Genomic DNA, 21,553 nt, shown 5'->3' with positions numbered 1-21,553 from the left:
ATGAAGAGATTCAATTTTTTCAGTAGTATAACTTTTTGTTTGTTGATGGTTATACTATGTTTTTGGCAAACTAGCCATGGTCAGAATCAGCCGCCTACGGTAACTGCTACAGGTTATCAAGCATATTGCACAGGTTCATCAAAGGCCATTGCAGAAACTATTAGTATTACTGACCCTGACGATACCACAACATCGGCCGTTTATATTCAAATTTCAGGTGGTTATGTTAATGGCGAAGATTTGTTAAGTTTAGTGGGAACGCATCCTAACATCACCAGTTCCTGGAACGTGGTTGAAGGAGAGTTAAGTTTAGAAGGTCCAGCAACTTATACAGAATTTGAAGCAGCCATATTAGCAACAGAATTTTCTAGCTCAAGCACAAGCCCTACTGGCTCAAGACAATTTTCGATTACAGTAGGCGAACCCAATTTTTTGCCTGAAAGTCAGCATTATTATGAATTTGTTTCTTCACCAGGTATTTCCTGGACTGCTGCAGAAGCAGCAGCAGCTTCAAGAACTTATTTTGGTTTGCAAGGTTATTTAGTGACATTGACATCACAAGAAGAAGCTGATTTTGCAGGGCAACAAGCTAGTGGTTTTGGTTGGATAGGTGCCACTGACGTTGCTGTAGAGGGTGAGTGGCGTTGGGTAACTGGACCAGAAGCAGGTACTTTGTTTTGGCTAGGAGACCGTAATGGAACAGAAATCACCTACGCGAATTGGAATGGTGGTGAACCTAATAATGTTGGAAGTAATGGAGAAGATTATGCCCACATAGCTGCAGAGAGAGTAATTAGAGGTGGTGCTCCAATTGGTGCGTGGAATGACTTACCTAATGGAGGAGGAGGAGGAGCGTACGCTTCACAAGGTTACGTGGTTGAATATGGTGGTATGCCAGGTGATCCCGTTTTAAATATTTCTGGTTCTACGACCATGGTTATACAATGCAAATTGATTACCAATAGAAATATAACTTATCGTGTGAATAAGAATTAAAACCTGATTCTGAACTAATCTACAATTCATCCTCATTTTTTGACAACTCGGTAGCTTTACTTTTCTACACATTCTATTCTTAAAGACTTTTGTTTCATAAATCAAAAAACAACAGTCATGAAAAAATTAATAGTACCACTCCTTTTTTTAATTGCCGGAGTTTTAAATGCACAAGATCAATACGCTATGGGTATGGAGAAAGCCATGCAACTTTGGACCGAACAGAAAACTGCTGAAGCTTCAAATCTTTTTGAAAGGATTGCAATGGCTGAAAGTGACAATTGGCTTCCATATTTCTACGTTTCTGTTGTCAATACAACAGCATCTTTTGGAGAAAAAGATGAAGAAAAATTAACGCAACAATTAGAAAAGGCAAAAGAGTTTATAGCAATTGCAAAGAGAATTTCACCAGATAATGCTGAAATTTTAGTACAAGAAGCTATGATAAATACCGCTTGGATTGCTTTTGATGGTGCCACATATGGTATGACTTTATCTGGAAAGAACGTCAAATTGTATAATGAAGCAATGAAAATAGCTCCACAGAACCCTCGAGTACTATTATCAAAAGCTGAATGGGATATGGGTTCAGCTCGTTATTTTGGAAAGGACACTACTCCATATTGTAATGATATTGAAAAGGCTTTAGAACTTTTTGCTACCTTTAAATCTGATATTCCTTTTTATCCTGTTTGGGGCAAAGAAAGAGCTGAACAAGTTTTAAAGGAATGTAAAGCATAATGCATGTGGAGTTTTGTCAAAGTAGTTAAGATTTCTTTACTGATTACGGTTTTTGTTGCTATTCTTAGCATTTTTATATTTGGGAATAATGATTACTCTTTGGAAAGTATTTCCCGAAACTTAATTATTGCCTTTGTTTTTTCTTTTGGACTCACTTTAGTTAACTCATATTACTACGATGGAATGAATCTTCGATATTCATGGGAGAAAGATCCAAAGAAACGGTTATGGTTTGGAGCCATTGGGTCTTTGGTATTGACTCTAATAACTTTTGGGCTGCTTCGATTTTTAGTCTATTATTATTTTACTGGTAGTTCTTTCTACGAGTTTGTGGAACGCGAAAAAAATGAGACGGGCTCTTATGTAATTGCACTGATTATTACCTTAATTGCATCTCTGTTCACCCATGCTTTTTATTTCTATCGTACCCTTCAAAAAAGAGAGGTAAAAGAGCAAAAAATAATTGCTGGTACCGCCTCTGCACGATTTGACGCGCTAAAAAATCAATTAGATCCGCACTTTCTCTTCAATAGTCTTAATGTATTGACTAGTCTAATTGAAGAAGATCCACATCAAGCTCAAAAGTTTACAACCTCGCTATCTAAAGTTTATCGATACGTTTTGGAACAAAAGAACAAAGACTTAGTTACAGTAGATGAAGAACTAAATTTCGCACGTACCTACGTTAGGTTATTAAAAATGCGTTTTGAAGATAGCATCGTATTTGACATACCAGAGCAATCTAGCCAGCCAGATGCCAAGATCATACCACTTTCTTTGCAACTACTTTTAGAAAATGCTGTAAAACATAATGTAGTGACTTCCTCAAGGCCTTTACATATTAAGGTATTTGAGAGTAATGGCAACCTTGTTGTTGAAAATAATCTGCAAGAAAAACAAGTCGTTAAAAAGAGCAGTGGAGTTGGTCTGCAAAATATTCGCCAACGTTATGATATTTTAACGGATAAACAGGTATTTATAAACAAAACAAAGTCCGATTTTAGTGTATCTCTACCCATGTTATCTAAACAAGTTTCCGTGATGGAAACACAAGAAGAACACATTGAGGAAAAACGTTATTTAAAGGCTAAAGAAAGGGTTGAAGCACTTAAAGGTTTTTATGGTAATCTCATTGCTTATCTTATTGTTATACCCTTTTTATGGTGGCTTAACTTGCGAACAACTGATTTCATTTGGGCGATATTCCCAACTTTAGGTTGGGGCTTTGGTTTAACTATGCACGCCTTAGAGGCCTTTGGTTATAATCCAATCTGGGGTAAACGTTGGGAACAAAAGAAAATCCAAGAATTAATGGAAAATGAAGACTTTTAAATTAAAAAAGCGATAGTTCTTCTTACAAATTCAGCAATTCATTTTCAATACTCCCCAGCCTTTTTTCAATCCATCCTATTAAAACTACAATTCAGTAATACACTTTTTTAGAATAGCCCACTTATTGAGAGATTTGGTATGTAACTAATAACAAAACAAAAACATATCATCATGGAAAACATAAACGAATACAAATACAATAAAGCTGTTGAAAGAGTAAAATGTATTAAGTCTTTTTACACCCACCTAACAATCTATTTTTTGGTCATAAGCGCTTTAGCCTATATCAACTATTCTACAACTAGTTTTATTTGGGTAATCTTTCCTGCAGTAGGATGGGGATTAGGACTCATAAGTCATGGTCTTCGCGCTTTTGGTCAAAACTTGATTTTCGGTAAAGATTGGGAAGAGCGAAAAATTAAAGAATTAATAGAAAGTGATAAACTATAATACATCAACCAAAAAGCGAATAAAATGGAAAACTATAACGAGAGTAAATATTTAAGAGCAAAGAAAAATGTAGAAGAAATCAAAGCTTTTTATGGAAGAGTGATACGAGGCATTGTTGCAATTCTAATTGTCGGGGCTATAAACTATTATCTGAATGAATGGCAAAGACCATGGTTTTTATGGGTTGTTTTTGGGGTAAGTTTAAGTCTTTTTATTAGGGCTTCTAAGATTTACGGATTAAATATGATTTTTGGTAAAGACTGGGAAGAGCGGAAAATAAAAGAGTTTATTGAGAAGGGTGATTTTTAAACTTTTATCTTTAAAAACCAACAAACCATTATTATGGAAAACACAAATAATAACAACAAATACTTAAGAGCTAAGGAGCGCGTTGACGAGCTAAAAAAGTTCTATGGACACTTAACATCTTATTTTATTGTAATAGCCGGCCTTGGAGCCTTAAATTATTGGGTAAATGAATGGAGGTATATGTGGTTTTTATGGGCAGCTTTTGGCTGGGGAATAGGCGTTATATCGCATGCGATAGGTACTTTTAGTCTTAATCCATTTTTTGGTAAGGACTGGGAGAAACGTAAGATTAAAGAGTATATGGAAAAGGAGAATGATCAGAGAAAATGGCAATAGTTATGGAAGATTTAAAAACAGAAAAGCTCAATAGAGCAAAGAAAAGAGTAGAACAGATAAAGGGATTTTATATTCATGCCACAATTTATACGATAATAAATATTTTTATTTTGGTTAATATTTTTATTGGCAATGGATATGATGGTGAAAATTTTTGGCAATTTTCTCATTTTTTAACCCCTTTCTTTTGGGGTATTGGTTTATTTTTTCATGCTGCTAAGGTTTTTAATTTTAATCCAATTTTAAATAAGGATTGGGAAAAACGTCAAATAGAAAAGTATATGGAAGAGGACCGTAAGATTTCTGAAAAATATACTAAGAAATGAAAAAGGAATATAGCTCAACATCGCAATTAGAGCGCGCTCAAGAACGCGTAAAGAAACTTAAGAGTTTTTATAAACATTTAATGGTTTATATAATTATTAATGGTCTTTTGCTCTTATTTTCTGGTAAAATGACTTTTATTCTTTTAAGTAAAGAGGCTTTAGGTAATCCTGATTTTATGAAATGGATTAATTGGAATGTATATGGGACACCAATAATCTGGGGTTTAGTATTGTTAGCACATGCTGCGGTGGTTTTTATTCCAAGTCCCTTCAAAAAATGGGAAGAACGTAAAATAAAAAGCTATATGGAAAAGGAGAGAATGAGAAACAATTCAAATTCCATGTAGTAACCATTCCTATGGAGAATAAAACAATTAAATACAAACGTGCTACTAAAAGGGTGAAACAATTAAAAGGTTTTTATAATCATATTAAAATCTTTGTGGTGGTGAATTTGGCTCTTTATTTAATTAAAAGTGGCTGGATTCATTCTTGGCTGCCAAATGGTTTTCCAAGAGCTTCTTATTATTTTGATTGGATAAATGAAAATTTCATAATCTGGGGTATATTTTTAGTTTTTCATGGTTTGCTTGTTTTTCGTAACAAACTTCCCTTTTTTAAAAACTGGGAGAAAAAGCAAATACAGAAATTCATGGAACAAGAAAGTAAAGAAGAGAATAAGTATAGATAGTTTGATAAATTTTATCGAAGTTTAAGTATCAATATTAAAATAAACCTGAATGAAAGTTATCATTATTGAGGACGAAAAACCTGCAGCTAGAAGATTAGGAAGATTATTGAGTGATTTAAATGTTGCGGTTTCAACAATGCTTCATTCTGTTGAAGAATCAATTGAGTGGTTTCAAAATAATGAACACCCTGATTTAATCTTTTTAGACATTCAACTTTCGGATGGATTATCATTTGAAATATTCGATGTTGTTGATGTTAAAAGTGCTATCATTTTTACTACTGCTTATGATGAATATGCGCTGCAAGCTTTTAAGTTAAATAGCATTGATTATCTGCTAAAACCTATAGATGACGAGGAGCTTGAAAAAGCGGTAAAACAGTATAAAGAATTAAAGCCTGAAAAAGAACAAATTGCTGTTGATTTTGAAGACATTAAAAAGCTTTTAATTAATCCACTTGAACGCGAATTCAAAAAACGATTTACAGCCAAAGTTGGACAGCATATAAAAATTATTAATGCTGATGAAGTTGAGTGTTTTTATAGTGAAAATAAAGGCACTTATGCAGCTACTATTGATGGAAGAAATTATTTGTTGGATACCACTTTAGAAAACCTCGAAGACGAACTTTCACCGAAAATATTTTTCAGAGTAAGCCGTAAGTTCTATGTTAATATAAATCATATTAATGATATAATTTCATATACTAATTCTAGACTTCAAATTAAGCTAAATAGCTTTAAAGAACAAGAAATTATTGTTAGCCGGGAGCGAGTAAAAGATTTTAAGTTATGGTTGGAATAAGAGTATTTAATAAACTGAATTTAAGATAATTAAATATCATGATAGATTTTTCTTATACCAGCTATTTTTACTAAAATCACCCTTTTTCATCCACCCTATTATCATCAAAAGCAGATGGTAGCAATTTAGGAATTAATTTAATAAAAATTGGTAATAAAACAGCTCCACCTGGTAACATGAAAATAGCTAGAGACGGAATAGATTTAAAGAGGTCAAGCAGTTGACTTTGTATTTTTTTTCGCTCCTCTACATTTAAATCTTTAGAAGTTGCCTTGGCTAAAAGCTGTACTAACTCTCTACTTTCTGAAAGCTCCTTTTTAAGCCTTTTACTATTTCTTAAAATTAATTTACTGACATTTTTGGTCATCCCATCATAGAATTTTGATGCCAAATTTGTGTCTTGTAAATAGGGTATTTTTTGATGATTTTTAATGAAGAAAAGTTTAACATTTTCTAATGCATTTTTAGCGTTGGTTTTTGTCTTGTCTAAGACGCTAGAAATTTTAAAAATAAACTCTGATTCTGAGTGGTCTAAAGTAGCATCTTCCCAAACAGCTAAACAAGCAAAATCAAGCAAATAATCTTTCTCACATTCACTTAAATTATCTGGTATCATTTGAAGATAAGATCCTTCAAACTTTGTCTCGTTTAAATCAACATAGGTTAATGATGATTCTAATAATTGCATTAGTTTAAGATCATTATCATTTCGCTTTTTTGAATAAAGAGCGTGATAAGCTATGTTAATAGTTATATATTCTAAAACTTGAGCATGTCTTGTTAACGACTTAGAGTTTGACAAGTAGGCACTAAAAATTAAAACATCAACATATAATAAAGAGTTGGTTAAACTATTCCCAAAAGCTTTATTAAAAACGTTACCATTTAAGTAAATTCTTGACTCAACAAGCTTTTCAAGTTGTGCAATGGTTTTGCTTCCGGTCAATATTTTATTTAAGAAAGAGATTCTTCCAACCTCCATTTGTTGATAATAGGCAAAAACAGTATCAACAAACTTTTCAAAATCTGAACTGTTAGTTTCAAAACGAAAAGCAAAATATAAAGCCGTTAATAGATTTATTTTGGCTATCTCATCTTCCGATAGCTTATGTTCAGTAGGTATAAATGATGGAATGTCTAGATGTATGCCATAAACAAAGCCATTATCTAATAGCTCTAGATAGAGTTCTTTGTAAGAAGAATAGGGTAACTCTCCGGTTTTTAAAAGAGAACCAAATTTATTAATCCAACCTGGAGCAGATGGGTTCATAGGTTAATTTTCCAACTTCAAAGAAACATAAATTATAAGACTTTGGCTACAATGAAGTCATCTAATTAAATTAAAATTGAAAAGAAGAATTTTGAAAAGCAAAAGATTTTCTAACAGCTTTAGAACTCAATAAAATTACCCAAATCCAGGGTCCAATTATATTCTTTATAGTCAATTGCTACGCCCCTGGTCGTGGGAATCAGGTCTTGTTCTTTAAGAATCTTAAGTGAACCATCTTTGCCTCCAAAATCTCCCCTAAACCAACTAAACACAGAAGAAACAAATACTTTGTTTTGTGTGGTATCAAATGTTGTGGAACTTTTTAAAAAATACGTTGTGCTCTTGGCCAATTGATGATGTAAATCAATAGGGGAATAAATAGCAATTGGTGGACAGTCTTTTGCACCACAGTTAAGAGCAAAATGAATTCTGTAATCTGGATTTTCTACTCTTAATAATTTTTCGAACCCATTAGGAAAACTTTTTTTTAAGTATCCCAATCCTAGTTTGGATTTAGACTTTCTAATTATCCCATGTTCAATCTTATCAAAAGAAATTTCATTTTCGGCTATAATTATTTGATTTCTTGAAAAGAAATCGTTTCGATTTTCATAAAGTTCCGGACTTTTTTTCAGAATTACTTGTATGTAAGCATTGTAGAGATTAATCCAAAAGGCTATCTTTTGTTCATCTGTTTTAAGGGTGTTAGCTAATTCTTCTAGGTCAATTTTCGCTAACTGCTCTTGAAGATATTCAGTGTTTTCACCTTTTTTGATTTTTTCTAAAAACTGCTCAGAAAGCGAATTAAGTTTTGTAGTCTGTGCTTCACACATGGAGAAGATTAACAAAAGAAAAATACTAATGCCTTTTAAATTCATATCATTTTGTTTCACCAGAAATTCAATTTACCACAGGTAATTAAGCACATGTGTTCTTGGTCGAAAAAGATTTAATTTCCTTTCTGAAATCTAGCAAACAAAATCCTGTTGATATTTTATAAATTTATTAATGATGATAAGCTTTTCATTTGCAGTTTTAAAGTAAGAGCAATTCAAAAAAATCACGTTTCGTATTCCAAATGACGAATAGATTAATGAAACATAAAATTCAATGGCCTTTAGTTAATCGTTAGGTCGCAAAATAAAATGCTTGTTAAACATTAGTAGGTAATGGCTTTTTGAAATCAATAAACTTTATTGATTTGCCTTATTTAGAAAAATATTAAAAAGCCTAAATCTTATTTGAGAAGTACTCTTTAACTAGTTTATGAAGCTTTTTTTGAAGTATTTTTTATTAAACCAATACAAGAAAAGAAGAAGAGTGCTCCCAAGACCCCATAAATAATCATAGCTCTCGTATTTTCACTATTATTTCCATACAATATTGCTGTATAAATTAAGCCTCCTATTCCCGCTAAGGTTAATATGGCTCCAAAAATATTTTTTATATCCATGGCAGCAAAATAATAAAAAATTTAATTATCAATGGTTTTAATAATTTTACAAGGATTGCCAGCAGCGAATGTATCTGAAGGAATATCTTTAGTAATCACACTACCCGCACCAATTACTGTTCTGTCACCAATTGTAACACCAGGGCAAATAGTAACATTGCCACCTATCCAAACATCTTCACCAATAGTTATAGGTTTACCAAACTCCAAGCCAGAGGCCCGTGATTTGGCGTCCAAAGGATGTGTAGCTGTATATATTTGAACATTGGGTCCGAACATGGTTCTATCACCAATTTTAACAGGTGTAACATCTAGTACCGTACAATTAAAATTAAAAAAAACTCTTTTACCTAAATAAATATTAGCACCATAATCACAATAAAAAGGGGGTTGAATAAAGCAACTTTTACCCTGATTAGGAATGAGTAATTTGGCCAAACGTTTCAATTCTTTTCCGTTATCCGGTGAGCAAGTATTTAGTTTTTGTTGCAAGAGTCGAGCTTCAATCCGTTGAGATACTAATTCTTTGTCAAAAGGATTGTAAAGTTCACCATGTATCATTTTTACTTTTTCATTCATAAGCTCGAAAGTAAATCTTGAGTATTCAAGATAGTTGCAAATTCTTCGTTCAAACTTGCTAAGGTTGTTTGATGAATGATTTCTGAATCAAACTTATCCCCATTTGGAGCTATGCTGTCAAAAGTAGCCGTTGCGTCTGCAATTAAATAGATTTTAAATCCAAGATTAGAAGCCATTCTAACACTTGTTGAAATGCAATGATTGGAAGTAAGGCCTGCTATAACGACTATTGAAATATCATCTTTATTTAATTGTTCTTCTAAATCGGTGCCAATAAATGCGCTATTTACATTTTTAGAAATAATAGGTTCTCCTTTAATTGGCAAAACTTCATTTTTTATAGCGAAGCCTGCTTTAGAAGGATGTAAAGGTGATTTCGGGTTTTGAGCACTGTGTTGGACGTGAAAAACAGGTAATTTAAGTGTACGCCATTTTTGAAGTAATGCTTTAGCATTTTCTTCTGCTTGAGGGTTATTTCTGTTACCGCCATAATACTCCCAATCGTCTAAACCATATTGTATGTCAATGAGTAACAATGCTGAGTTATCAAATTCTAAATTCATCGTATTACTAATTTTTTTTCCATAACAATGTAGTCTATCCCTCCTTTTGTAAATTGAATGTTAGTCTCTTCCATACCAAAATTGGTATAAAAACTAACTTTATCCTTACGAGCATTACACCAAATATTTTCAATATTTAGGATACTTAATTTATTAAACATTGCTTTAAGTAATTCAGTGCCATATCCTTTGCCTTGCTGTTTATTTACAGTAGCAAATTTTCTAAACTGTACTCTTTTTCCTTGGAAAAATAGTGAAACAACGGAAACAAGATTATGATTAATAAATAGGCCATAGTGAAGCCCATGCTCATCATTTTTCAGTTTTATGTAATCAATATTTTTGTCCGGCCACATGACTTGATGCCTAATATCCCAAGTTTCGTAGTGTGCAATTTCTTTGATATTAAAATTCAAAAGAATAAAATTCTGTGATTTATACCTTAAACATGTTGATCAATTAAAATGGTATTACCATCAGGATCTTGAATGACAAAGCTTGCTGGTCCGGTACTGTTTTCATCTGCCTCGCTCACCAATTTAATTTGATTAGCTTTTAGGTGTTTTTGTATTGTACGTACATCATCATAACCCTTTACTGGTTGAGCATTTTCATCCCATCCAGGATTAAAAGTCATGATATTATTTTCAAACATGCCCTGGAACAAACCAATTAAGGTAGTACCATTTTTCATTATCATGTAGTTTTGCTCTATTGAACCTGCGAAAATCGCAAAGCCCAATTTTTCATAGAATGTTCGAGAAGTTTCTAAGTCCTTTACAGAAAGACTTAATGAGAATACGCCTAGTTTCATTTTTGTGTATAATGGTTATCTCTTAAAATTAAGAATTTTACTTAAGAACTTCACTTAAAACTAACCATACATTTTCCATTACAATTTGATGTCCTTCCGCGGTTGGATGAATACCATCTTCTAAGTTTAATTCTGGGTTACCGGCCACATTTTCCAAAAGAAAAGGTACAAGTGGAATATTATTTTCTTTTGCCAACTTAGGGAATATTTCGCGAAATTCTTTTGTGTATTCTGGCCCCATATTCGGTGGTATTTGCATGCCTGCCAAGACAATTCTGGTGTCATCGTTCTTTTTTTTGACCAAATTGATAATTGCTTGTAGATTAGAACTGGTTTCGTTCAACGGAATTCCTCTTAAACCGTCATTCGCACCTAGTTCTAAAACAAAAACATCGACTTTCTGATTAAGAACCCAATTTAATCTGTTTAATCCGCCAGCTGTTGTTTCGCCGCTCAAACCCGAATTGACAATGGTATAATTAAGGTTTAAAGAATCTATTCGTTTTTGAGTTAATGCAGGAAAAGCCTCTTCCAATTCTATACCATAACCAGCAGTCAAACTATCACCAAAAAACAGTATTACTTTATTACCATCCTCTATTAAAAGATTTTTTTGTTGTTCAGTCGTTTCTGATGTTTTATTTTGAGTTGTTTTTTTTGCTGAATCATCACACGATAACATTAAAAACAAAGCAAAAAAATAACGAAACTTTAAGAGGGTACGCATAGTAAAAAGAGGTGTTAAGTGAATTCAATTGCCTATTTTTCGATTTCGAAAAAATACAGCTCACATATAAACTATGTCAAAGATATTAAACGTTGGTCAGCTTGGGAAAACATACACTAGTGGTTCTAAAAAGTTAACGGTTTTAGATGCTATTTCATTTGAAATTGAAGCTGGTGAAACTTTTGCGATTGTAGGCCCTTCAGGAAGCGGTAAAACAACATTGTTAGGCCTTTGTGCAGGTCTTGATGAACCTAATGAAGGTTTTGTAGAACTATCTGGAAAGGACTTATCTGACTTAAACGAAGATGAAAGGGCTTTACTGCGTAATAAAGAAGTGGGATTTATATTTCAAAATTTTCAATTATTACCAACGCTTACCGCACTTGAAAACGTTATCGTTCCTTTAGAACTACAGGGCCAAAAGAATGCGAAAAAAGTAGGGATTGAATTATTAGGTAAAGTAGGCTTAAAAGATAGACTTCATCATTATCCTTCCCAGTTGTCTGGTGGAGAACAGCAACGTGTTGCTTTGGCTAGGGCGTTTTCTACACGCCCTTCTATTTTATTTGCAGACGAACCAACAGGTAATCTTGATGAAGAAACGGGTCAAAAAGTGGTTGAGTTACTATTTGACCTCAATAAAGAAGCTGGTACTACTTTAGTGATTGTGACCCATGATTTAGAATTAGCGCAAAAAACGCAGCGTATATTGAAGCTTAAAGGTGGTAGAATTGTTGCTAATGAAACAGTATCTATTTGATAACTATGAAGAATCAATCTACTTCAAAAGCAGGTATTAGTTGGATTTTTAAAATGGCCTGGCGTGATAGTAAGGCTAGTGGCAAACGCTTGCTTTTATTTATGGCTTCAATAATTTTAGGTATTGCGGCAGTTGTTTCTATTCAATCTTTCAGCGCTAACTTAAAAGATAATATTGCATTACAATCTAAAGCATTAATGGGTGCTGATTTTTTAATTGATAGTGATAAACCTCCAACACCCAAGGTTCAAGCTATTATTGACTCTTTGGGTGGCGCTGATGCAAAAGGGGTTAGTTTTCCTTCAATGGCCGTGTTTCCAAGAAGTGGCGATACTAAACTAGTCAGTATTCAAGGTATTCAAGGTGCCTATCCATTTTATGGCGAATTAGAAACAGTACCGCTAAATGCTGCAGGTACTTATCAAAAAACAAATGGTGCTCTTGTAGATGCTACATTAATGTTACAATTTGGTGTAAACGTTGGTGACTCTATTAAAATTGGAAATAGCCTTTTTCCTATTACTGGGAGTCTAGTTTCAGCACCTGGTACAGGTGGAGTTGGGGCTTCTATAGCTCCTCCTATATGGATTCCTTTTAAATCTATCGAAGAAACGGGTTTAATTCAAATTGGTAGTAGAGTAGGCTATGATTTTTATTTTGTTGCCGATGAACAACAAGATTTGGAAGAACTAGATAGGTTAGTTGACCCAATGCTCGATGTAGAGGGTGCCGATTTGGACACTCACTTGTCTACAGGACAACGTTTAGGTAGAAACTATGAGAATTTTGGTAAGTTTTTAAATCTTGTAGCCTTTATTGCCTTGCTTTTAGGTTGTGTAGGTATTGCTAGTTCAGTTCATATTTATATTAAAGAAAAGCTTAGCTCCGTTGCCGTATTGAAGTGTTTAGGAGCAACTAGAAAGCAGAGCTTCTTTATTTACTTAATACAAATAGCTGGAATGGGTTTTGTGGGCGGATTTTTAGGGGTTTTAACTGGTCTTGTTTTACAACAATCATTTCCATTATTATTGCAAGGATATTTGCCTTTTGAAGTAGAGATTAGTTTTGCTCCCCAAGCAGTTTCGGTAGGATTAATATTGGGGGTTTTAATGTCAGTTTTATTTGCATTAACACCATTATTATCAACATGGTTTGTCTCACCTCTGCAAGTGTTGAGGGTACAGGATGATAATGGTAAAAACTCCTTAACATCTCGTTTTTTGGTTTTATTGGCTATCATGCTCTTCGTATTTGGATTTGCTTATTGGTTACTTGGTAGATTGAACTATGCACTTTACTTTGTACTAGCAATTCTTATGGTATTTGCAGTTTTAGGAGGAACAGCAATTTTATTCATGCGATTGGTAAAACGTTATTTTCCTAATTCTTGGGGGTTCACTGCTCGACAGAGTCTATTGAATCTTTTTAGACCAAATAATCAAACTGCGGTTTTAATTTTAGCTATAGGAGTAGGTACATTCTTAATTAGTACCCTATACTTTACAAAAGATGTATTACTAGCTAAAACATCTTTAGAAGCTAGTGAAAAAGCTCCAAATTTAATTTTAATGGATGTGCAAACTGAGCAAAAAGAGCACGCTGAAAATAGTATTAAATCTTCAGGGCTTGAGGTTTTAAATAATATTCCGATAATTACGATGCGCGTACAACAAATAAAGGAAAGACCTGTACGAGAATTGATTTTAGACACTACCACCACTATGAACAAGTGGATATTACATCATGAATTTAGAGTAACCTATAGAGATGAGTTAGTGAGTTCTGAAACCTCACTAGAAGGAACTTGGCCTGTTGAAAAAACTCCTAATGGTTTAATACCAATTTCACTTGCTGAAAATGTAGCTCAAGGTGCACAAGTTAATCTTGGTGATAAACTTATTTTTAATGTACAAGGTGTACTAATGGAGACTTATGTAGCCAATATAAGAACCGTTGATTGGGCTAGAATGCAAATAAATTTTTCCATTCTTTTTCCTTCTGGTATTCTAGAAAGTGCACCTCAATTTCACGTCTTAACGACAAATGTGCCGGATACTGGTACTTCAGCTTCTTTACAACGGCAATTGGTGAAACAGTTTCCGACGGTATCAATTATAGATTTAAGACAAGTTTTAAGTGTTATAGAGGGTATATTAAATAAGATTTCTTGGGTAATCAACTTTATGGCCTTTTTTAGTATTCTTACTGGTATTATTGTGCTGATAGGTTCGGTTAGAACTAGTAAATATCAGCGAATTAAAGAGAGTGTACTGTTAAGAACTCTAGGAGCAAAAAGTAAGCAGATATTACGTATTACAGCTTTAGAATATCTGTATTTGGGGCTTTTAGGAAGTGGAATAGGATTGGTCCTTGCTTTAGTGGGTAGCTTTTTATTGGCAAAATTTGTATTTCAAACAGCGTTTATTCCTTCATGGCCGCCTTTCGTCATTGTTTTACCTGTAATCACTCTTTTGGTATTGTTGATAGGCTTATTTAATAGTAAAACAGTTTTACAAAGCCCGCCTTTAGAAGTTTTAAGAAAAGAAATTAACTAATTTATCAAAAGAAACAGCATATAGAGGGTAAAGCATTCACCCTCTATATTGAATCTGAATATTTTTATAATTATTGTATGATACCAGTACAGGCAACACGTGCCCCAGCGGCACCACTTGGCTGAGATGTGAAGTCATCAATACCTTGGTGTACTATAATTGCTTTACCCACAATATTTTTAGTATCATCATCACATCCAATGCACCATTCACTAGTTGAAAATGAGATGGATGCATTACCACTCGCATCTGCAGTAAAATTACCAATGTCACCTTTATGATAACCACCTTCAGCTCCCCATTTTGCATGTGGTTGAAATGTTGGGTTCCAATGACCACCAGTTGATTTTCCATCAGCAGATGAACAATCAGCTTTTTCATGAATATGAATAGCATGCTCACCTTCTGTTAAACCAGTTAAAGAGGCCGACATACTCACAGTACCACCTTCTTCAGCAAAAGTAACTTCGCCAGATATACCACTATCACTTTTAGGTTCTAATTGAAATGTAATCGCTTCATTTTTAGCCATTTCAATCATTTCTTTTTCAGTTTCAAATTCTGTCTCAACTGCTTCCATTTCTTCCTTAGCGGCATTAGTATCTTTCTTTACCTCTTTGCAGCTAAATACAGTCACTATCAATAAGCCTAATAGTGTTGCTTGAACTTTTTTCATTTTTAGTGTTTTTAGTTTTGTCTAAGTTACTGAATATTTCAAGTGAATTCAATATTTCAGCTGCTATCACTTTAGAATTGCGCCTTAAAAAGTTCCTTGGGATCTTTAATTCCTCTTTTCAAATTTTCACATAATAATAAGGTCTTATCAATTTTGGTTTGCGAGTTTTTGTAGCGAGCTATACCATAAATCAAACCTCTCTTTTTACCATCGGTAAAACTTTCAAAAATTTTATAGGCCTCATAATCACTAATCATAACCGCTTCAAATTCTTCCGGAACTTCAACTCCATATTTTGAAGTGTCCTCAAAAAATTGCAATTCAAAAATATCATTTGGAAATAGCCCCAATTCTTTTTGATAGCGTTTACCAAACATCATACAATATTGACCATGTATTTTTTGAATGGCGGCATGAAATACCAATTCTTTCCCTTCAAATTTTGCAACGGCCTTTACACGTCTTGTTTTCATCTTTATGAAGGGTTCTACTATTTCTTCTGAAAGAATTAAAGAATAATAATCCCCAGTTACAGAAATTTCAAAAACAGAACTTTTCAGCATAATACGAATCAATTACAAACAAACCAATTATGAATTTTAAAGGAAAAACATCGATAAAATGGTTAAAAAATACGATAATCGGTAATTGGACGTTTTAAAAGTATCTAATTTCCCCCGATTAGTAAATAAATAAAAACAATAAACACAAACCATTATGTTGGTCTACCAGCCATCAAAATATTTAGATTTTCTTTCATATTGTAGGCAAAGACGTTTATTCAGTAGAAATTATCAGAATTTACGTTTAATGAAACAATCCGGGGAAATTGCCCAAAACGAATATGTTCAGGCATTAAGAAAATTGCATAATCGTGTAATTGAATTAGAACTACAATATTTTGATATTCTTCATATGAGACTTTAGTCTACTAAAGCGCTAATTACCTGAGTATCGCTATGCAAAGTTTTATGCACAGGGCATTTATCAGCTATCTGTAATAGCTTTTGCTTTTGATTTTCATCAAGGTCTCCATTTAGTTTTATTTCTCGATGAAAAGTATCAATCTTAGCATTAGTACTCTCACAATTCTCACAATCTTCTATATGCATTTTACTGTAAGAGGTGTGAACTTCTACATTATCAATAAGCCATCCTTTTCGTTTGGCATACATTTGAATTGTCATAACGGTGCATGCTGAAAGTCCGGCAGATACTAATTCATACGGCGAAGGACCATAATCATTACCACCAAAACTTATGGGTTCGTCGGCAAGCATGTAATGGTTTCCTACTTTTAATTGCGTAGAAAATCCGTCATCATTATCTAAGCTTGCAATAACCTGATGTTTTGATTTTAACTTGCTATCAACACGGGCATTAATAGTTAAATATCTTTTGGCCCAACCAGATATGACTTCACCTACATAAATAGAATCTTTTTTATCAAACAAAAGATGATCTGCTCCATTTAAAGACACGAAACTTTTTGGATGATGCGCGGCGCCATAAATTTCTTCTGCATTTTTAATTCCCACGGTTTCATCTTGTGGTGAATGCATGATAAGTAACGGCTTGCGTAGTGATTTAGCAGTCTCCGGTAACGATTTAGATTCTAAATCATCAACAAACTGCTTTTTAATTTTAAAGTCACGACCGCTTAAATTTACCACCGCCTCACCTTTGGCTTTAATTTCTTCTAGCCCACTTTTAAATAAATGATTAACATGTTTTGGGTTCGAAGGAGCCCCAATAGTGGCAACAGCATTAATAGATTCTATTTCAGCTGCAGCAAATAAAACTGCTGCACCGCCTAATGAATGGCCAATTATTAAAGAGGGTGCTTCATAATTCTCTTTCAAAAAATTAGCAGCAGCAATTAAGTCATTTACATTGCCAGAAAAATTGGTATCTGCAAAGTCTCCATCACTCTCTCCTAAACCAGTAAAATCAAAGCGGAGCACCGCAAATCCATTAGCGGTTAAAGCTTTACTTATATTTTTTACTGCAGAAAGATTTTTTGTGCAAGTAAAGCAATGGGCAAAAAGTGCAAAATTATGTGCTTGCCGATCTGCCGGAAATTCTAACCTACCTATAAGTTTTTGTCCTTCTTTATTATTGAAATTAACTTTCTGCAGGTTCATTATTTTTTCTTTTTCCTTAGGTCGGGATTAAAGAAGAAACCTATCTGAAAACGATTAAAAACTGCACTAGAAAACTGATTGCGTAGCCAACCTAATTGCAGGCTGCTGTTATCTGTAATATGAGCGCCTATAGCACCATAAAGTCTGTTTTGCCCGAAGAGGTTGTCTTGAAGGTTAATGAATAATTCATCATAAAAATTTAAGAAGAACGTATTGGTTAAGGGTAAAGTCATTTGAATACGATATCGAGCACGGTGCTCTGTCTTGTTTTCATAATCAAAATCATCTTTTTCAGCAACGGTTATAAAACGTTGCTCAAGGCGATAACGGTGTTCAAATAATAATTCCCAAACCTTATTCTTTAAAATGAATTGCTCAAAAATTCGGTGTTCTTTTATTCTTAAATCATCATCAATGATATCATCAAAAATTAGTCTATTATCTTCAAAATTTGGGTCGGTATTAATAAAAGCGTATCCCCCGGTAATCATTGCATTTGGGTTGATATGATAATTGAGCCCAGTTCTTAATAATAATTGATTAAAATTATCCGAAGTTTCATAATATCTAAACTGCGCTTCAGTATGTAAACTGAATCGTTCTGAAATTTTATTCATTCCGAAATACATATACCAAATACCGGTTTCATCTTCTCCGGTTTCTTGACTGTTGGCTAAAAAACTTATTAAAAAACAAAAAACAATAACTCTTTTCATGTTCTGCTTTTTTTAATTGATGGAAAATGTTTTTGTTGTTTTGAAAGGAGATAAGTCAATACTTTCAATAGACTCTCTATAGGTTTTCCATGTATCAGTAAAGAAAGAATTAGTTTTAGTTAAGGTCTCTTTCAACTCGGCTTCAGCATAATTGATTAAATCTTTCTCTGTTTTTGTGATGCCTGTTTTTCTGCTGTAAACATATCTATTGGCTACGCTTATTCTTTGCATTACGTTCACCTCAGGGTTTCTTGTGATACCTTGACGTTTGTCTACTTTGCCAATGTATAGGGCGATTACAGAGTCAATGCTTTTTACAATGGTAGAAGACTCCTTAATTTGGTCTTTGTATTTGTCTTTATCTAAAGCTTTCAACTCTTTAGAATACTTGTTTGCCAAGTCTTTACTTTCAACCAATTGTTTAACTGCATCTGCTGCCGTTTGTGTCAATTTTTGAAGTTTATTTGCACTCTCGTATACCTCATTAATGGCTGCAATATTCACTTTTATTCTTGGATCGCTCTTAACGGTAACTGCTGTCTCATCAGTTACATCACCAAAACTTACTTGCACTTTGTAGGTACCTGGTTTTACAGCAACACCACCTCTTTCACGACTATTCTTGCTAATTTTCCTTGAAGGACGTTCTGCTCCTTTTTCATCCATTCTCCAATAAATTCTATGGAAACCGGCTTTTTTAGGTGTCTTATATTTTAGTGTACGAATAAGGCGTTCCCCATCATAAATATCAAACTGAATTGAATCTTTTTTCTGAACACCAGTCAGCTCTTTTTTAGAAGCATCAATATCAGAAGTTTCCTTATTTGTTGTATCAGCTTTTTTATCATCCTTCTTCATGACCTCTTTACCCTCTTTCAAAAAGTAGGTAATCATGGCGCCACGCTTTCTGTTTTCTCCATTGTATATAGCATCTGCACCAAAACGGCTACCTGTAGCTTGTTGATAAGCGGCTTGATAGGCAGTCGGACTCTCGAATAGCTTAATATCTTTTTGTAGAATGGCTTTATTAGCTGCTAGAGCTCTCAATGGGCGAATATCATCTAATACCCAGGCGGCACGACCAAATGTTCCAATTACTAAATCATGTTCTCTAGGGTGAATTACCAAGTCTTTAGTGGAAACGGTAGGATAACCTTCTGTCCATTTTTTCCAAGAATTTCCAGCATTAAAAGAAATATAAAGACCATCATCAGTTCCTAAAAACATAAGATTCGCGTCTATTTCATCTTCGACGATAGCTAAAGCATAACTCTGAACATCATTACTATCTACAATTCTAGACCATGTTTTACCATAGTTTTTTGTTCTATACACGTAAGGTGTATAATTGAATCTTCTATAATCGTTTGCAATTAAAAGCGCTTCTCCTTTATTTTTTTTAGATGCTTTTATTTGTGGTATCCAACTTCCTTTTGGTAAGCCTTTAATATTAGCGGTAACTTCAGACCAATTTGCACCTCCATTTTGAGAATAATGCACACGACCATCATCTGTGCCAACCCAAAGCATATCTTTCTCAACAACTGAAGGTTCAATGACCAATATGGTACAATGATTTTCAGCCCCAGTAGCATCCATGGTCAATCCGCCACTCTCACTTTGTTTTTGTTTTTCAGGATCATTTGAAGTTAGATCTGGAGAAATTACTTGCCATGTCAAACCCTTATCTGTTGTTTTATGTACGAACTGACTTCCAAAATATGCCGTACTATTATCAAAAGGGTCTTGACCAATTGCAGCGTTCCAATTGAATCTAAGTTTTGTATCGGCATTTGGTGCCGTTGGGCGTACAGAATAATTATTACCTGTCTTCCAATCATAACGAGAGACATTACCTTGCTGACTCATTGTATATCCGTATTGACTATCATCTAAATCAGGCACAACATCAAAGCCGTCGCCGAAACTAATTTCTTGCCAATAATCGTTACGAATACCTTGCGCTCTCCAAGCATAAGCAGGGCCTCGCCAAGAGCCATTGTCTTGCATTCCGCCATAGACATTATAAGGATATTCATTATCTACATTAATATGATAGAATTGAGCAACTGGAATATTACCCACAAAACGCCAGGTTTTACCACCGTCTTTAGTAATATTCATGCCCCCATCATTACCATCCATCATAAATTGTCCATTCTCTGGATGAATCCACCACGCATGATGGTCAGGGTGTACACCATTATCCACGCCATAAGCAGGCATAAGTTCTGTAAAGTTCTTACCACCGTCTTCAGAAACATTCACATAGGTAAATACTGAGAATACTCGATTTTCATTTTCTGGGTCAACATGGATATCAGAATAATAAAAAGGTCTATTTCCGATATCATTTTTATCATTGATTTTTTTCCATATAAAACCACCGTCTTCTGATTTGTAAAGCGCATTCTTCTTGGCTTCAACTAAAGCATAAACAATATTCGGTTTGTTTTTGGCGATAGCAATTCCTATTCTACCCAATTCCCCTTTTGGCAAACCATCTTCATCAGTTAGCTTTTTCCAATTAGCACCACCATCATGTGTCATATATAAGCCACTTCCAGAACCTCCTGATTTAAAAAACCATGGATCCCTTTTATGTTCCCACATGGCAACCATTATTTTATTAGGGTTGGTTGGGTCCATTACCATATCTCCAACACCAGTTTTGTTGTTCACAAAAAGAATTTTACTCCATGTTTTACCGCCGTCAGTTGTTTTAAAGACTCCTCGTTCAGGATGTTCACCCCAAGGAGAGCCAATTGCGCCAACATAAACGGTGTTTGGGTCTGTCGGGTCAATAATAACACGATGTATATGCCTAGTGTTCTCTAAGCCCATAGCCAACCAGTTTTTACCACCGTCTAGTGATTTATAAACACCAAAACCACCATTTAAACTGTTTCTTGGATTACCCTCACCTGTACCTACCCAAATTACGGATGGGTTAGACTGTTGAATAGCAACAGCTCCAATAGATGCTGTTAATTCTTTATCAAAAATTGGTTCCCATTTAATACCGCCAGATGTTGATTTCCAAAGTCCTCCCGAAGCAGTTCCAACATACATTACATCAGGATTTGAAGTAACCACATCAATGGCCGTAACACGACCGCTCATGCCGCCAGGACCAATATTTCTTGGTTTAAGGTCTTGAACAAGGTCCATTGTAAATTCTTGAGCAACCAGTGAAGTTGATGCGAGGAGCATCAAAAAGGAAAGAAATTTTTTCATTTTCGAATTAGTTGGAAATTAGTCGCCTAAAGATAAAGAAAAGGCTTAGGTGATTTCTTAAAAAGGTGTTAAG

The 21,553-nt window shown here is 34.1% G+C and carries 25 protein-coding genes; 12 read left to right on the top strand and 13 right to left on the bottom strand.

The window, feature by feature from the left end; translation table 11 throughout:
• Positions 1-45 precede the first annotated feature (45 nt).
• The 10 genes from RM542_RS09875 (at position 46) to RM542_RS09830 (ending at position 5,986) form a co-directional block, all read left to right on the top strand.
• Positions 46-996, top strand: a complete 951-nt coding sequence (locus RM542_RS09875) for a C-type lectin domain-containing protein (protein WP_311385584.1) — start codon at positions 46-48, stop codon at positions 994-996.
• Between the two features lie 117 nt (positions 997-1,113).
• Positions 1,114-1,737, top strand: a complete 624-nt coding sequence (locus RM542_RS09870; protein ID WP_311385583.1) for a hypothetical protein — start codon at positions 1,114-1,116, stop codon at positions 1,735-1,737.
• 3 nt (positions 1,738-1,740) lie between these two features.
• Complete coding sequence (locus tag RM542_RS09865) at positions 1,741-3,069, top strand: 2TM domain-containing protein (RefSeq protein WP_311385582.1); 1,329 nt, start codon at positions 1,741-1,743, stop codon at positions 3,067-3,069.
• Positions 3,070-3,240: 171 nt separating this feature from the next.
• Positions 3,241-3,519, top strand: a complete 279-nt coding sequence (locus tag RM542_RS09860) for a 2TM domain-containing protein (protein WP_311385581.1) — start codon at positions 3,241-3,243, stop codon at positions 3,517-3,519.
• A 24-nt stretch (positions 3,520-3,543) separates the two neighbouring features.
• Entirely contained in the window at positions 3,544-3,828 is a 285-nt protein-coding gene (locus RM542_RS09855; protein ID WP_311385580.1) for a 2TM domain-containing protein, read from the top strand.
• A 33-nt stretch (positions 3,829-3,861) separates the two neighbouring features.
• Positions 3,862-4,164 (top strand): 2TM domain-containing protein, encoded by a 303-nt coding sequence (locus RM542_RS09850; protein WP_311385579.1) that lies wholly within the window; start codon positions 3,862-3,864, stop codon positions 4,162-4,164.
• A gap of 2 nt (positions 4,165-4,166) precedes the next feature.
• Positions 4,167-4,490 (top strand): 2TM domain-containing protein, encoded by a 324-nt coding sequence (locus RM542_RS09845; protein WP_311385578.1) that lies wholly within the window; start codon positions 4,167-4,169, stop codon positions 4,488-4,490.
• The gene (locus tag RM542_RS09840; protein WP_311385577.1) at positions 4,487-4,837 is read left to right on the top strand and encodes a 2TM domain-containing protein; all 351 of its coding nucleotides are present in this window, start codon (positions 4,487-4,489) and stop codon (positions 4,835-4,837) included. Before RM542_RS09845 ends, RM542_RS09840 begins: the two co-directional genes overlap by 4 nt.
• 11 nt (positions 4,838-4,848) lie before the next feature.
• On the top strand, positions 4,849-5,181 hold the full coding sequence (locus tag RM542_RS09835; protein WP_311385576.1) for a 2TM domain-containing protein: 333 nt from the start codon (positions 4,849-4,851) through the stop codon (positions 5,179-5,181).
• Positions 5,182-5,230: 49 nt separating this feature from the next.
• Positions 5,231-5,986 (top strand): LytTR family DNA-binding domain-containing protein, encoded by a 756-nt coding sequence (locus tag RM542_RS09830; RefSeq protein ID WP_311385575.1) that lies wholly within the window; start codon positions 5,231-5,233, stop codon positions 5,984-5,986.
• Between the two features lie 76 nt (positions 5,987-6,062).
• Here the strand turns inward: RM542_RS09830 and RM542_RS09825 are convergent, their stop codons facing one another.
• The 8 genes from RM542_RS09825 to RM542_RS09790 form a co-directional block, all read right to left on the bottom strand.
• Positions 6,063-7,256: an LETM1-related biofilm-associated protein gene (locus RM542_RS09825; RefSeq protein WP_311385574.1), complete on the bottom strand. Its 1,194-nt coding sequence runs from the start codon at positions 7,254-7,256 to the stop codon at positions 6,063-6,065.
• A gap of 119 nt (positions 7,257-7,375) precedes the next feature.
• Positions 7,376-8,134, bottom strand: coding sequence for a DUF547 domain-containing protein (locus tag RM542_RS09820; RefSeq protein WP_311385573.1), 759 nt, complete (start codon positions 8,132-8,134; stop codon positions 7,376-7,378).
• A gap of 386 nt (positions 8,135-8,520) precedes the next feature.
• Positions 8,521-8,709, bottom strand: coding sequence for a hypothetical protein (locus tag RM542_RS09815; protein WP_311385572.1), 189 nt, complete (start codon positions 8,707-8,709; stop codon positions 8,521-8,523).
• Positions 8,710-8,730: 21 nt separating this feature from the next.
• Complete coding sequence (locus tag RM542_RS09810; RefSeq protein WP_311385571.1) at positions 8,731-9,288, bottom strand: sugar O-acetyltransferase; 558 nt, start codon at positions 9,286-9,288, stop codon at positions 8,731-8,733.
• Positions 9,285-9,851 (bottom strand): cysteine hydrolase family protein, encoded by a 567-nt coding sequence (locus RM542_RS09805; RefSeq protein ID WP_311385570.1) that lies wholly within the window; start codon positions 9,849-9,851, stop codon positions 9,285-9,287. The genes RM542_RS09810 and RM542_RS09805 overlap by 4 nt, the downstream gene beginning before the upstream one ends.
• A complete protein-coding gene (locus tag RM542_RS09800; protein ID WP_311385569.1) occupies positions 9,848-10,267 on the bottom strand; it encodes a GNAT family N-acetyltransferase in 420 nt (139 codons plus the stop codon). The genes RM542_RS09805 and RM542_RS09800 overlap by 4 nt, the downstream gene beginning before the upstream one ends.
• Positions 10,268-10,293: 26 nt before the next feature.
• A complete protein-coding gene (locus RM542_RS09795; RefSeq protein WP_311385568.1) occupies positions 10,294-10,665 on the bottom strand; it encodes a VOC family protein in 372 nt (123 codons plus the stop codon).
• Positions 10,666-10,702: 37 nt separating this feature from the next.
• A complete protein-coding gene (locus tag RM542_RS09790) occupies positions 10,703-11,392 on the bottom strand; it encodes an arylesterase (RefSeq protein ID WP_311385567.1) in 690 nt (229 codons plus the stop codon).
• 73 nt (positions 11,393-11,465) lie between these two features.
• Here RM542_RS09790 and RM542_RS09785 point away from each other — a divergent pair, with 73 nt between their 5' ends.
• A complete protein-coding gene (locus tag RM542_RS09785) occupies positions 11,466-12,152 on the top strand; it encodes an ABC transporter ATP-binding protein (protein WP_311385566.1) in 687 nt (228 codons plus the stop codon).
• A gap of 5 nt (positions 12,153-12,157) precedes the next feature.
• On the top strand, positions 12,158-14,707 hold the full coding sequence (locus tag RM542_RS09780) for an FtsX-like permease family protein (protein WP_311385565.1): 2,550 nt from the start codon (positions 12,158-12,160) through the stop codon (positions 14,705-14,707).
• Between the two features lie 70 nt (positions 14,708-14,777).
• Here the strand turns inward: RM542_RS09780 and RM542_RS09775 are convergent, their stop codons facing one another.
• The 5 genes from RM542_RS09775 to RM542_RS09755 form a co-directional block, all read right to left on the bottom strand.
• Positions 14,778-15,383, bottom strand: coding sequence for a superoxide dismutase family protein (locus RM542_RS09775; RefSeq protein WP_311385564.1), 606 nt, complete (start codon positions 15,381-15,383; stop codon positions 14,778-14,780).
• A 71-nt stretch (positions 15,384-15,454) separates the two neighbouring features.
• A complete protein-coding gene (locus RM542_RS09770; RefSeq protein ID WP_311385563.1) occupies positions 15,455-15,946 on the bottom strand; it encodes a YdeI/OmpD-associated family protein in 492 nt (163 codons plus the stop codon).
• A 360-nt stretch (positions 15,947-16,306) separates the two neighbouring features.
• Positions 16,307-17,527 carry a bifunctional alpha/beta hydrolase/OsmC family protein gene (locus RM542_RS09765; RefSeq protein WP_311385562.1) on the bottom strand — a complete coding sequence of 407 codons (1,221 nt, stop codon included), beginning with the start codon at positions 17,525-17,527 and terminating at the stop codon, positions 16,307-16,309.
• Entirely contained in the window at positions 17,527-18,243 is a 717-nt protein-coding gene (locus RM542_RS09760; protein ID WP_311385561.1) for a DUF2490 domain-containing protein, read from the bottom strand. The genes RM542_RS09765 and RM542_RS09760 overlap by 1 nt, the downstream gene beginning before the upstream one ends.
• 12 nt (positions 18,244-18,255) lie before the next feature.
• Positions 18,256-21,480, bottom strand: a complete 3,225-nt coding sequence (locus RM542_RS09755; RefSeq protein ID WP_311385560.1) for a VPS10 domain-containing protein — start codon at positions 21,478-21,480, stop codon at positions 18,256-18,258.
• Between the last annotated feature and the right edge of the window lie 73 nt (positions 21,481-21,553).

Origin of the sequence: Croceitalea sp. P059 (genome assembly GCF_031846365.1) — a bacterium.
Taxonomy (GTDB): Bacteria; Bacteroidota; Bacteroidia; order Flavobacteriales; family Flavobacteriaceae; genus Croceitalea; species Croceitalea vernalis.
Note: the sequence above shows the minus strand (reverse complement) of the source record. Positions and strands in the feature narration are given on the sequence as shown.